Below are 12,771 nucleotides of genomic sequence, written 5' to 3'. Positions count from 1 at the left end.
CGGGCGTCAGGTCCCGGGCACCAGCCGTTGCAGGAGCAGGGTTGCGGGATAGCATAAGGCAGCCACGATCGCGGCCGCCGTCGCGCCCGTGGCGGCGATCAGCACCGCATCGAACAGCGATATGGCGGCGATCAGCAGCGCCACCGCGCGCGGCACGTCGCCCGCCGCGCGGCGCATCAGCCGGCTGAGGCCGAGCGCGGTCGCTGCCAGCAGGCAAAGCCAGAGGATCAGCGCCGTTCCATCGCCCCAGGCCGACCAGAACGCCCAGCCGAGCGGCAGGGCCAGCACGGCCAGCGGCCAGGCGGAACCCAGCCGGTCATGCGCCTCCTGCCGGGCGGCATAAGTGAGGCCGACGACATGGCAGAAAAGGCCGAACGCGCCGAACAGCAGCGCCGGCCCCGGCACGGCCCCCGCGATCCGCGCCGCCAGCACATAGCAGAGCAGGCGGCAGAGCCCCATTATGAGCGGGGCGAACGCCGTGCGCTTGTGGAGCATGTCGTAGAGCAGGATTGCGGTGGCGAGCGCGAGCCCCTCCGGGCCGGCGCCGTTCCGCGCGGCGATCCACATGGCAGCCAGCAGCAGCGCCGAGCCCGCGACGAACACCGCGCCGCGCGACGCATCGCCGCGCGGAATGGGGCGCATCGGCCGCTCGCGCGCATCGACGGCGGCGTCGAAGGCGTCGTTGAGATACATGCCGCCGACATAGAAGAGCAGCAGCGCCAGTGCGGCGGCGGCGAGTGCGGCGAGGTCCTCCGTGCGGGCGAAATCGCCGCCCGCCAGCGCGAAGCCGGCCATGGCGTTGCTGAATATGGTCGGCAGATTGGAGACGCGGCCGAGCAGCATCGCCGCGCGTGGGCGGATCAGGAAAGTTGTCGATGCGCCCATCGCAATTCCCTCTCAATGCCGTCGATTATGTCGATCGGGCCGCCTGCTATGCCTTCGGGATGTACCTCGGGCGGCAGCACGTCCCATGTATAGGTTTCCACTTCCAAATGGCTGGAAAGCGGCTCGGCACGATGGAGCGCCAGCACCTGTTCCAGCACGTCGCGCGTCGAGCCCAGCGGCGGGGCGAGATCGGCGAAGAGGGGGACATGGAAATGGATATGCCAGGCCTCGCCGTCCGAAGCCTCGCCGAGCGCCAGCGCCTGCGGCAGATCGAGATGCGAGCGCAGGCCGCCATCGGCGGTGCGCGCCACCACCTGATGCAGATAGATTTCGTCCTGGAAGGCGGCGAGGCGGCTGCGGCTCCGCGCGTCCATATGGTCGATGCGCAGCGCCGCGCTCAGTTGCAGCTTGTGAATGGCGATGCCCGCCGCCCTGAGCGCCGCCACCGCCTCCCCGGCATCCTCGAATCCTACCGCCATATGGCAGACGTCGAGGCATAGGCCGAGATGGCGGGGGAGCGCCTGCGCGGCTTCAGCCGGGCTTATGTCGGCAAGCGCGGCCAGCCGGCGCGCTGCTCCGTCGGTCAGGAGATGCGCGCGGAAGAAGGCGACCGCGTCGGCGACCGTCTCCATCAGGCAGCTCGGCTCGGGCTCCACCGCGAGCGCGATGCGGCGCCCCGTGCGGCGCTCGAGCCGCACCAGATGGGCGGCGGCGCGGAGCAGCACTTCGGCAATCTCCTCCGGCTTGTGGCCGACCCTTTCCGCATAACCGCCCGGAACCGTGCTGATCGTGGCCATGGCGCCTTCGGGCACCAGCGCCGCCATCAGCTCCGCCAGGCCCAGACTGTAGTTGAGGCGTGCCCTGCTCGACCAATCGGGCTCATAGACCGCTTCCTTGACCGGCGCGCCATGGAAGCGCCCATAGGGAAAGCCGTTCATCGTATAAGCGGCGAAGCCTTCCGCCGCGAAGATCGCCTTGATCTCCCCAGCCGCATCCGGATGGGCAAGCGCCTCGGCGGACATGCGCAGGCCCACGCCGAAGGGCCGATCGGGGGCGAGCCGGCGTTTGAGTTCCCTGACCGGGCCGAGCAATGCCGCGCGCACCTCGGCGAAGCTTTGCGTGGGATGGACGTTGAGGCAATAGCCCAACCATTCGTCCGGCCGGACCATCATGGCGATGCGCGTTCCGCGAGCCAGTCGATCGCCTGCCCGATCAGCTTCGCGTCCATCACATTGACCTCGATGCCGCGGCCGAGTGCGGCGAGCAAAGTTATGGTCAGCCGCCCGCCCAGATGCTCGCGAAACGCCTCGATCCCTGCCAGGACGAGCGGCCGGCCGGCGTCGTCGCGCAGGCCAAGCGCGGGATGCCACAAGCTGAAGCCGAGCTGCTCCAGCAACGCGTCCACGCGCAACTCCTCGCCGGCGGGCAGCAGTCCGGATAGCACCGAATAGCGCGTATCGAGCGCGATGCCGATCGCCACCGCCTCGCCATGGCGCAACTGGCCGTGCGTCAGCTCCTCCAGCCTGTGCGCGGCCCAATGGCCGAAATCGAGCGGCCGGGCGCTGCCCTGCTCGAAGGGGTCGCCGCCCTCGGCGATCTGGCGCATATGGATCTCGGCCGAGCGGCGGATCATGGTCGCCACCGCCTCCGGCTTGAAGCGGACGAGCGCGTTGGCGGATCGTTCGAGCCAGGCGAAGAAATCCGCATCGCGGATCAGCGCCACCTTCACCGCCTCGGCCATGCCGGCGATGCGATCCCGCCGGGGCAGGCTGTCGAGCAGCGCGGCATCGTTGATCACTGCCCAGGGCGGGGCGAAGACGCCGATCTGATTCTTGGCGCCGTTGCGGTTGATCGCGGTTTTCACGCCCACGCCCGAATCATTCTGCGCCAGCACGGTCGTCGGCACGCGCACCAGGCGGACGCCGCGATGCGCCATCGCCGCGGCCAGCCCGACCGCGTCGAGAAAGGCCCCGCCGCCCACCGCGAGCACATAGGAATGGCGATCGATACGGCCTTCGAGGATCATGTCCTGCAGGCGGGCGATCAGTTGCGGATCATTTTTGATCGCCTCTCCGCCGGGTAGCGGCTGAGGCGGACGGATCAGATTGGGCAGATCGTCCCGCGTCGAGAAATGGGTGTCGATTTCCGCGATCAGATCGGGTCGGCCGGCGATGACGCCGAGATCGACGAAGGCGATGCAGCGCGGGCGCGGCGCGCCGGGCGCCCTCGCCATCACCATCGCCAGCGTGTCATTGTCCGGGGCGAAGCAATCGCGCGTGAACAGCACGGCATAGTCATAGGTGACGGTGAAGCGCTGGCGATGAATCGAATAGGGCGGCGAGATGCCGGCCAAGGAGACGGGTTCCACTCGGCCAAGTCGATAAGCCATGGGGCAAGCTCCGGGCTATATCCCGCCATGATGTCATGAAATGACCTTCCGTCGCGAAGATCGACGATCGGAGAAGTCCGTGACCAGGGGAAATGTGGCAGAGACGGAGGATGCTTTTTCCCAGGTTTTTATTATTATCTATCCGTCTCTGCCGGATTTTGCCTCAGCATGCCTCCGCCTCTTGGAGGGCATCATACTTCATGTTCGTTGCTGTTCGACAGCGGGAGATTACGGAGCTGTTATACAATCGTATCGATTCTCCGCTTCCGTTCCGGCCGCGGCGTGGTCTGCCTCAGCCTGCCAGCTCCGCCATTGCCCGTGCGACCTCGGCAAGCGTGGCATCGCCCCGATCGGGGCGGGCCTGGGTCAGATAGGCGGTCATCAGCAGGGGCGGCCGTTCGGGCGGCCAGATGATGGCAATGTCATTATATGTGCCATTCTCGCCCGTCCCGGTCTTGTCGCCGACGCGCCAGCCTGATGGCAGGCCGGCGCGCAGCCGCCGGTCGCCCGTCCTGTTGCCGACCATCCAGCTGGTGAGCAGCGCGCGCGAGGGGGCGGACAGCGTGCGTCCGATCAGCAGCTTGCGCAAATTGCCCAGCATGGCGAGCGGGGTCGTCGTGTCGCGCGGATCGCCCGCCCGCGCCTCGTTGAGCGACGGCTCGTTCCGGTCGAGACGCGTCACCTTGTCGCCGATCGTGCGGAGCCAGGCGGTCAGCGCTGTCGGTCCGCCGATCGTATCGAGCAGCAGATTGGCGGCGACATTGTCGCTCAGCGTCATCGTCGCCTCGCATAGTTCGGCGATCGACATGCCGTCGCCGCCGACATGCTTTCCGGTGATCGGCGCATAAGTGACGATTGCCTCGGGCCCGAAGCGGATGCGCCGGTCCAGCCTCTCTTTCCCGCGATCGACGCGCGCGAGGATCATCGCGGCCAGCAGGAATTTGAAGGTGCTGCACATCGGAAAAAGCTCGCGCGCACGATAGCCGAAACGCGGGCCGGATCCGCTGTCGAGCAGGAAGACGCCCAGCCGCCCGCCGCTTTCCGCCTCGATCCGCGCGATCCGTGCGTTGAGCGCGGCGGATCGCTCCGCATCCTGCCGATCGCCGTTTTCCCGGCGCATCCCGGCCGCGGCCAGCGGCATCCCGCCGACGCCGAGCAGCAGTCCGCCGCCGATCAATCCGGTGAAGCCGCGTCTGTCGAGCATATCCATCCTCCTTCCCGACGGGTGGAGCATGTCCGGCTGACAGCGCAACGATAAATTCCGGGGACGGCCGGGAATTTTGCCTATCCGGTCATAAGATGGAGACGAAAGGCCATCCGGATCGTCCCGGATGCTCAGATCGCCTCCAGGTGCAGCCGATAATGTGCGGCGCGGTCCCGATAGGATTGGGCGGTCTTCGCCATCATGTCGATATGGTCGGGCGTCACTTCGCCGACGATCTTTCCGGGGCTGCCGCGCACGATCGAGCCGTCGGGAATATCCTTGCCTTCCGTGATCAGTGCGCGCGCGCCGATCAGGCAGTTCCGGCCGATCCTGGTGCCGTTCATGACGGTCGCGCCCATGCCGATCAGCGATCCCGCGCCGACGACGCAGCCATGCAGCGTCGCGAGATGCCCGACCGTCACATCCTCCTCGAGCGTCAGCGGGAAGCCGGGATCGGTGTGCAGCACGGAATTATCCTGCACATTGCTGCCCGTGCCGATCGCGATCAGCTCCGCATCTCCGCGCAGCACCGCGCCGAACCATATGCTCGCGCGCGGCATCAGTTTCACGCGGCCGATGAGGAGGGCGGTCGGCGCGACATAGCAGTCCGGGGCAGCAATCTCCGGCCGGTCGCCATCCAAGCTGTAGAGCATCCGCTTTCCTCCCTTTTTTATCCGACGAAAGTTGCTTCGATCATCGCCTCTTAGGCGCCAGGCCAAATCTCACGGCTTTGCTTCCGCGCGTTCCACCGATTCTCGGGCGATCCTGGCAGTCGTTCCGGTGACATGCTTGCGCAGCAGCCGGGACAGGCGGCGCTTGTCGCGCGCGGCGAGCGCTTCCATGATCTGCTCATGTTCTTCCACGGCGCTTTTCCAGTTCGCCTCGCTCTTGCGGACGATGAAGCGGTGCGCGTGGATGCGCATCAATATCTGCTGATACATGGCGGCCAGCGTGTCGTTGCGGGCGATATCGAAAATAGCCTCGTGGACGAGGCGGTTGAGGCGGAGATAATTGTCCTCGTCGTCGATCCGGTAGCTTTCCATCATCTGATCGTGCAGCGCCCTGATGCGGGCGATATCCGCATCGGTCGCGCGCTCGCAGGCAAGCTCGCCCGCCAGCGCCTCGAGCGCGGCCATGATGGGGAAAAGCTCCTCAATATCCTCCGCGCTGATCTGCGCGACGATCGCCCCCCGCTGCGGCAGCAGCTCGATCAATCCTTCGGCGGCGAGCACCTTGAGCGCCTCGCGGAGCGGCGTGCGCGAGACGCCGAAGCGCTCGCATAGCTGTCGTTCCGGGATCTTGGCGCCCGGCTTCAGCTCTCCGCCCAGGATCATTCCGCGCAGGCTGGGCGTCAGCGCATCGTGCAGACTTTGCCGGGGAATCTGGGTGGCTTCGGGCATCAATATCGGTCCTGCAACTGCTGCATGCCGCCGACCGTGGCGGCAAAGCGCTTGGGGCTGTTCGTTCAGGATCGATCTAGCCTTCCCGATGATGGAACCCAAGATGCCATAGGGGAGCGGGGCCGCGATCATGTGGCCGGCACGATCAATATGGCCCTTATGTCGTTGACATTGGTCAGCGTGGGGCCGGTCACGACCAGATCGTCCAATGCCTGGAACAGGCTGTAGCTGTCATGGCGTGCGAGCAGCGTGCGCGCGCTCAGGCCTTTCTCCTCCGCGCGCGCCAGCGTGTCGGGAGTGATGATGGCACCCGCGGCATCCTCGGTGCCGTCGATGCCGTCCGAATCCCCGGCGATCGCCCATATCCCGCGCTCGCCTGTCAGCGCGACGGCAAGCCCCGCCAGAAATTCCGTGTTCCGTCCTCCGCGACCGGGCGGCGTATCGCCGATGGACACGGTCGTCTCGCCCCCAGACAGCAGCAGCGCCGGCGCCGCGACCGGCTGGGCATGGCGCTTCACGCTGCGGGCGATGCCGGCCATGGCAATGCCGAGTTCCCGGCTCTCGCCTTCCAGCGCATCGCCGAGGATGAGCGGCGTGACGCCATAGGCCCGGGCGGCGGATGCGCAGGCGTCCAGCGCCATCGCCGGCGTCGCGATCATCCTGAACTCCGTGCGTGGCAAGCTTCCCGGTTCCGGCGTCTCGGTAGATGCAGCCTCGAGAGCAGCGGCGACATGCGCCGGAAGCTCCAGCCGATAGCGCTTGATTATATCGCGTACGGCGTCGGGATCGACCGGCTCGATCACTGTGGGGCCGCTCGCGATCGTCGCCGGATCGTCGCCGGGGACGTCGCTGATGGCGAGCGTCAGCACCCGCGCCGGCGCCGCGGCGGCGGCCAGCCGGCCGCCCTTGATCGCCGACAGCTGCTTGCGGACGAGATTCATCTCCGCGATGGTCGCACCGCTATGCAGCAGCGCCCGGTTGACGGCCTGCTTGTCCGCAAGGGTCAATCCCGGCCGGGGGAGGGCCAGCAACGCGGATCCGCCGCCCGAGATCAGCGCGATCACCAGATCGTCTTCGCCAAGCCCGCTGACCGCGGCGAGCATCCGCCGCGCGGCATATTCGCTCCGCACATCGGGAACCGGGTGCGACGCCTCGATCACCTCGATCCGCTGCGTCGGCACAGCATGGCCGTAGCGGGTGACGACGAGGCCCGACAGCGCCACGTCGGGCCAGGCCTGCTCCAGCGCGGCCGCCATGACGGCGGCCGATTTCCCTGCACCCACCACCACACAGCGCCCAGTGCGCGGCGGTGGAGGCAGGTGCGCCGCGAGGACCTGTCGCGGGTCCGCCGCGGCGACCCCGCTATCGAATATATGGCGCAGAAAGCGGCGAGCCTCCGCATCCTGCCAAACCCCGTGCCCTTGCAGCGTGAAGGGCAGGCTCCGGGTGCCGCCGCTCATTGCGCTGCCACGTCCTGCACTGCGCCGGTCCTGGGATATGGGGTGGCGCGCGCATCGTCGGAGGCGGCGGAGAAAGTCAGGCCGCGCTTGGGCAGGAAGAAGAAGGCGATGATCGCGCCTACCGTCAGCAATATCGTCGAGCCGTAGAAGGGCAGGGAGTAGCTGCCGGTCAGTTCGATCACCAATCCGAAGACGATGGGCGACAGAATGCCGGCGATCGCCGAGCCGGTGTTCATGATGCCGCTGCCCGTGCCCGCATATTCCGGCGCGATATCCATGGGCACCGCCCAGATCGGCCCGACCAGCAGCTCGAGGAAGAAGAAGGCCGTCGCCAGCGAAAGGCCGATGATCGCGAGGTCGTTCACGAAAAGCGCCGGAGTCAGGCAGATCATCGAGGCCAGCAGGCTGAAGACGATGACGATGCGGCGCGCCAGCGGCATGTTGCCGGTGCGGCGATAGAAGAAGTCGGTCAGAACGCCGCCCAGAGTGTCGCCGACCACGCCGGCCGCGAATATGCCGAAGGTGAAGATCGCCATGTCCTTGAGATTGAGGCCATGGGCCTTCACGAAATAGCTCGGCAGCCAAGTGATGTAGAGCCAGAATGTCCAATTATAGCAGAAATAGACGATGGTCGTCGGCATCATGGCGGGGACCAACGCCCCCCACGGCACCTTCCGGGCGCTTGCCTTCGCCCGGCTCATATGCGGCGGCAACAGCTCGATCTCGCCTCGCGTTACGCCGGGATGATCGCGCGGGTCATCGCGGAAATAGAGAACCCAGATCAGCACCCAGACCAGGCTTGCGCAGCCCAGCGCGATGAACGCGCCGCGCCAGCCGAGATAGGCGGCGAACAGCACCACCAAGGGCGGTGTGATCGCATTGGCAAGGCGGGAGCAGGAATGGACCATGCCCTGCGCATAGCCGCGCCGCGCCGCGGGGACCCAGGATGCCATGGCGCGGGTGGCCGCGGGGAAGGTGGCGCCCTCGCCGATGCCGAGGAGGATGCGCGCGATCAGCAGCGAGAGAAGTCCACCGACAAGTCCGGTGGCGATTGTCGAGATCGCCCAGATGCCGCCGCAGATCATCAGGGTTCTGCGTGCGCCGAACTTGTCGGCCGCCGTGCCGCCGATGATCTGCAGCAGCGCATAGGGATAGCCGAATGCCGACAGGACAAGGCCGAGTTGAATATTCGAGAGCCCCAGTTCATCCGAGATCAGTGGCGCCAGGGTCGAGATATTGACCCGGTCGACATAGGTGATGAAATACATCAGGCAAATCAGACCAAAGACCCTTCCGGGCGCGGTTGTGACCGTCCTTTTGACGGCCTGGGATAATCCACCCTCCAATCCAGCGGCCATTTTCCTTCTCCTGTCATTATTTTCTTTCCGCCGGTCCCTGCAAATCTGGCCTGCGCGACTCTTGGCGGAGCCTTCATTGCTAAGCGCCGCAGGCTGCGCCGTCAATGGATAATGAATGCATAATTCACTTCTTGCGATAGTCGCTTGCTATGTGATGCATGTGCAATTATGAATTCATTATTCATTAACGGGCTGATGCTCGAACGAACCACGGGGAAGGAGGCTGCGGCCATGGAAGATGCGTCCCATGCCAATAGGATGGACGGCACGCGCACGAATGATGCCGAGGCGGTCGGGCCCCGGCCCGCGCGCACCAACGCGCTGCCCCTCGCTGGGATCAGGGTGCTCGATGTCACGCAGGTCATGGCCGGCCCCTTCTGCACCATGCTGCTCGGCGATCTGGGCGCCGACGTCATCAAGGTGGAACCACCCGAAACCGGAGACCAGACGCGCGGCGCCATGGGCTTCAAGCTCAAGGGCAATGACAGCATGGGTTTCCTCAATCTCAACAGGAACAAGCGGAGCATCACGCTCAACCTCAAAAATCCCGCGGGGAGGACGGCCTTCCTCAAGCTGGTCGAACGCGCCGATATCGTCGTCGAAAATTACCGGCCGGGCGTCGTGAAGAAGCTTGGCATCGACTATGACACGCTCAGCGCGATCAATCCACGTCTCGTCTATGCGAGCATTTCCGGCTTCGGACAGACCGGCCCCTGGGCGGACCGTCCAGGCTTCGACCTGATGGCACAGGCCATGTCCGGCGTGATGAGCGTCACCGGCCATCCGGGCGGTCCCCCGGTGAAGGCGGGCGTGCCGGTCGCCGATATCGGCTGCGCGCTCTTCGCGACCTATGCCATATTGAGCGCCTATATCGGCTGCCGGTCCACGGGACGCGGCCAGTTCATCGACGCCTCGCTGTTCGAGGCGGCGCTCGCCTTCTCCATCTGGGACATTTCCGAATATTGGGGCACCGGCCGGGTGCCAGAGCCGCTCGGCACCGCGAACCGCATGAGCGCGCCCTATCAGGCGGTCAGGGCCGCGGACGGCTATTTCGTCATGGGGGCGACGAACCAGAAGCTCTGGCGCAAGCTCTGCCAGGAGCTCGGCCGTGCCGAGTTGCTCGACGATCCCCGCTATGCCGATATTCCCTCCCGTCTCGCCAATCGCGCGATTCTGATCGCGGAACTCGAGACGACCTTCATCACCCGGCCCGCCGAGCAATGGGTCGCGCGCCTGCTCGCCGTCGGGATTCCCGCAGGGCGCATGAACAGCTATCCCGAAGCCTTTGAGGGCGTTCATGGCCGCCATCGGCAGATGCGGCTCGAGATCGACCATCCGGTCGAAGGCAAGCTGCCCAATATCGGTTTTCCCGTGAAGCTGGCCGGGACACCGCAGCAGATACGCCGTCATCCGCCTCTGCTCGGCGAGCATACGGACGAGGTGCTCGCCGAATTCGGCCTGGAGCGCGACCGGCTGGAGGAGCTCCGCCGGCAGGGAGCCTTCACGCTGTGAGCGCGCAGGCGGCCGTGGAGCTTCGCGGGCAATCCCCTGATGATGGGCGCGTGACGCTGCGCGTCGAGGGCCACGTCGCGCATATCCTGTTCGACCGCCCGTCGGCCCGCAACGCGATGACCTGGGCGATGTACGATGCGCTGGCCAAAGCATGCGCGGAGATTGACGCGAGGCCGGACATCCGCGTCGCCGTCCTGCGCGGCGCGGGCGGCAAGGCCTTCGTCGCCGGCACCGATATCGCGCAGTTCCGGGCGTTCAGCTCGGCTGACGACGGCATCGCCTATGAAGCCCGAATCGACAGCTTCGTTGCGGCGCTGGAGCAGCTTCGCGTGCCCACAATCGCCGTCGTGGAAGGCTATGCGGTCGGCGGCGGGCTCGCCATCGCCAATGCCTGCGACATCCGTATCGCCGCCACGGGCGCGCGTTTCGGCGTGCCGATCGCGCGCACCCTGGGAAACTGCCTCTCCGCCGCCAATCTGCGCCGGCTCTGCGCGACGCTGGGCTTGAGCTGGGTCAAGCGAATGCTGCTGCTCGCCGAAATGCCCGCGGCGGAGGCGCTGCTCCCGATCGGATATTTGGAGGTGGTGGTGCCGCCGGAGGAGCTCGATGCCGAGGTCGCGCGGCTCTGCGATCGCCTGGTGGGGCATGCGCCCATCAGCATGAGGGCGACCCGGGAGACATTGCTTCGCCTCGTGCACGGACCGGACGCCGACATAAGCGACCTGATCCGCGCCTGCTATGGCAGCGCCGACTTCCATCATGGCGTCGCGGCCTTCGGCAATAAGGCCCGGATCGACTGGCAGGGACGCTAAGCCCCCTAATGATATGACATAATATAATAACGATAGCATATAATAAGGAGAGGAAGCATGAAGCTGCCGGCCCTCGGGTTGGCGCTGGCGACGGCGTTCGTCCAGGCGCCGGCCTTCGCCGCCGATTCCACGCCTCCCTTCGACGAGGCGGTAGAGACGGTGATCCGCCTGATGGTGGCCGAAGGCGTGATCACGCCCGCCAAGGCCGATGCGATGCGGGAGCGCTATGCCCGTGAACGGCGGACGGCGGCCGCCACGACGCCTGCTCCGGCGACAACGTCGCCTTCTCCCGCCATGCCCGTCACGTTCGCCGCAGCCGATCCGGTCGCCCTCCCCCGGCAGGCCGGCGGCGGCGCGGCGCCGCCGGATCCCTCGCTCGGCCGGCTTGCCCCGGCGGCCTCCCGCGCCGCCGATGCCGCCGCGGCGCGCGTGCCGGCGGCAAGGGGTGCGCTGCCCGATCGCGTCCGGATCGATGGCGACTTCCGTATCCGCTGGCAGGGCGAATATTTTGCAAAACATAACAGCCCGAATATTCCGGACTTCGCCACCATCATCGCCAATGGCGGCACGACAGCGCCGATCAGCAATTTTCTCAATGCGACACAGGACCGCACGCGCCTGCGCTACCGCGCGCGCCTCGGCTTCACCGCCGCCGCCTCGCCGCGCGTCTCCGCCTTCTTCCGCCTCGTCGTGGGTAATGAGACTGAGCCCACCTCCACCAACGAGACGCTCGGCGACTATTTCAACAAGGACGATGTCGTCGTCGACCGTGCCTATATGCGCTACAGGTTCAACGACGCGCTCGCCTTCCAGGGCGGCCGCATGGCCAACCCCTTCTACTCCACCGACATGTTCTGGGATCAGGACGTCAACCCGGAAGGCGTAGCGCTGGTCGGCGAAAAGCGGATCGGCGGTGGCGGCACAAGCATCTTCGGCGCCGCTGGCATCTTCGCGCTGCAGGATCTGCTGAAGTCACCCGACCGCTGGCTCTATGCCGGCCAGCTCGGCATCGACACCCCGCTTGCCGGCGATCTCTCGTTGAAGATTGCCGGCGCTTATTATCATTATCGCCACATCAGCGGCCGCCTGGGCGATGAAGCAAGCCGGCCGGGGCTGGTGGTGAAGGGCAATTCGCTGTTCGACGTGCAGCCTGCCCCCGGGCGCATCGTGCCCGGCCTCGCCTCGCGCTTCCACATCGGCGACGTCACCGGCGCGCTCAGCTATGCCGCCATCCAAGGATTGGCCGTGACCTTCACCGGCGAGGTGGCGCGCAACTTCGGCCATTCGGCCTCCGAACTGGGGCGCCTGACCCTGCTGACCGGCGATCCCACCGGCGACATGGCCTATTCCGCGGAGATTCGCGTCGGCTCGGCCAGGGTGGTGCGCAACGGTGACTGGCAGGTGGCGCTGACATGGCGGCGGCTGGAATCGGACTCGCTGCTCGACGCCTTCACCGAGGGCGACTTCGGGCTGGGCGGCACCAATGTGCAGGGCGGCTATCTCGACCTGCTCTACGGCGTCAGCGACAATACCTGGCTGGAGGCCCTCGCCTACGACACCAAAAGCCTCGGCGATCAGGCGCAGCGCGTGCATATGCTCCGCATGGCACTGCTGACGCGGTTCTGATGGGCGTGCACTGGCTATTGCAACCATCAGGATTCCCGTATCGGGACGCCCGGGGCCGACATCTGTGATAGGGCCAAAATTCATCTGAATTCCCCCCAATCCTGGCATTGCGGAAATCGGCGGTT

Annotated in this window: 11 protein-coding genes; 3 read left to right on the top strand and 8 right to left on the bottom strand. The window is 66.3% G+C overall.

Annotation, left to right across the window (positions count from 1 at the left end; genetic code table 11):
* Positions 1 to 6: 6 nt before the first annotated feature.
* The 8 genes from CLG96_RS02555 to CLG96_RS02520 all read right to left on the bottom strand — a co-directional run bounded on the left by CLG96_RS02555 (position 7) and on the right by CLG96_RS02520 (position 8,606).
* Complete coding sequence (locus CLG96_RS02555) at positions 7 to 885, bottom strand: UbiA family prenyltransferase (RefSeq protein ID WP_107966273.1); 879 nt, start codon at positions 883 to 885, stop codon at positions 7 to 9.
* The gene (gene eboE, locus CLG96_RS02550) at positions 861 to 2,057 is read right to left on the bottom strand and encodes a metabolite traffic protein EboE (RefSeq protein WP_107966272.1); all 1,197 of its coding nucleotides are present in this window, start codon (positions 2,055 to 2,057) and stop codon (positions 861 to 863) included. The genes CLG96_RS02555 and eboE overlap by 25 nt, the downstream gene beginning before the upstream one ends.
* Positions 2,054 to 3,274 carry a 3-dehydroquinate synthase gene (locus tag CLG96_RS02545; RefSeq protein ID WP_107966271.1) on the bottom strand — a complete coding sequence of 407 codons (1,221 nt, stop codon included), beginning with the start codon at positions 3,272 to 3,274 and terminating at the stop codon, positions 2,054 to 2,056. The genes eboE and CLG96_RS02545 overlap by 4 nt, the downstream gene beginning before the upstream one ends.
* A 292-nt stretch (positions 3,275 to 3,566) precedes the next feature.
* Entirely contained in the window at positions 3,567 to 4,478 is a 912-nt protein-coding gene (gene bla, locus CLG96_RS02540) for a class A beta-lactamase (protein WP_107966791.1), read from the bottom strand.
* A gap of 131 nt (positions 4,479 to 4,609) precedes the next feature.
* Positions 4,610 to 5,131, bottom strand: coding sequence for a gamma carbonic anhydrase family protein (locus CLG96_RS02535; RefSeq protein ID WP_107966270.1), 522 nt, complete (start codon positions 5,129 to 5,131; stop codon positions 4,610 to 4,612).
* Positions 5,132 to 5,200: 69 nt separating this feature from the next.
* Positions 5,201 to 5,878 carry a GntR family transcriptional regulator gene (locus CLG96_RS02530; protein WP_107966269.1) on the bottom strand — a complete coding sequence of 226 codons (678 nt, stop codon included), beginning with the start codon at positions 5,876 to 5,878 and terminating at the stop codon, positions 5,201 to 5,203.
* Positions 5,879 to 6,006: 128 nt separating this feature from the next.
* Positions 6,007 to 7,338 carry a glycerate kinase type-2 family protein gene (locus tag CLG96_RS02525; protein WP_107966268.1) on the bottom strand — a complete coding sequence of 444 codons (1,332 nt, stop codon included), beginning with the start codon at positions 7,336 to 7,338 and terminating at the stop codon, positions 6,007 to 6,009.
* Positions 7,335 to 8,606 (bottom strand): MFS transporter, encoded by a 1,272-nt coding sequence (locus tag CLG96_RS02520; RefSeq protein WP_207796532.1) that lies wholly within the window; start codon positions 8,604 to 8,606, stop codon positions 7,335 to 7,337. The genes CLG96_RS02525 and CLG96_RS02520 overlap by 4 nt, the downstream gene beginning before the upstream one ends.
* 321 nt (positions 8,607 to 8,927) lie before the next feature.
* Here CLG96_RS02520 and CLG96_RS02515 point away from each other — a divergent pair, with 321 nt between their 5' ends.
* Genes CLG96_RS02515 through CLG96_RS02505 form a run of 3 tightly spaced genes read left to right on the top strand, consistent with a single transcriptional unit; the run spans position 8,928 to position 12,646 of the window.
* Positions 8,928 to 10,208, top strand: a complete 1,281-nt coding sequence (locus CLG96_RS02515; RefSeq protein ID WP_243395571.1) for a CaiB/BaiF CoA transferase family protein — start codon at positions 8,928 to 8,930, stop codon at positions 10,206 to 10,208.
* Positions 10,205 to 11,020: an enoyl-CoA hydratase/isomerase family protein gene (locus CLG96_RS02510; protein ID WP_107966266.1), complete on the top strand. Its 816-nt coding sequence runs from the start codon at positions 10,205 to 10,207 to the stop codon at positions 11,018 to 11,020. The genes CLG96_RS02515 and CLG96_RS02510 overlap by 4 nt, the downstream gene beginning before the upstream one ends.
* A 57-nt stretch (positions 11,021 to 11,077) precedes the next feature.
* Positions 11,078 to 12,646, top strand: a complete 1,569-nt coding sequence (locus CLG96_RS02505) for a putative porin (protein ID WP_107966265.1) — start codon at positions 11,078 to 11,080, stop codon at positions 12,644 to 12,646.
* Positions 12,647 to 12,771: the final 125 nt, after the last annotated feature.

Source organism: Sphingomonas oleivorans (assembly GCF_003050615.1).
Taxonomy (GTDB): domain Bacteria; phylum Pseudomonadota; class Alphaproteobacteria; order Sphingomonadales; family Sphingomonadaceae; genus Sphingomonas_H; species Sphingomonas_H oleivorans.
The sequence above is the reverse complement of the archived record's forward strand: the minus strand, read 5'-3'. Positions and strand labels throughout refer to the sequence as shown.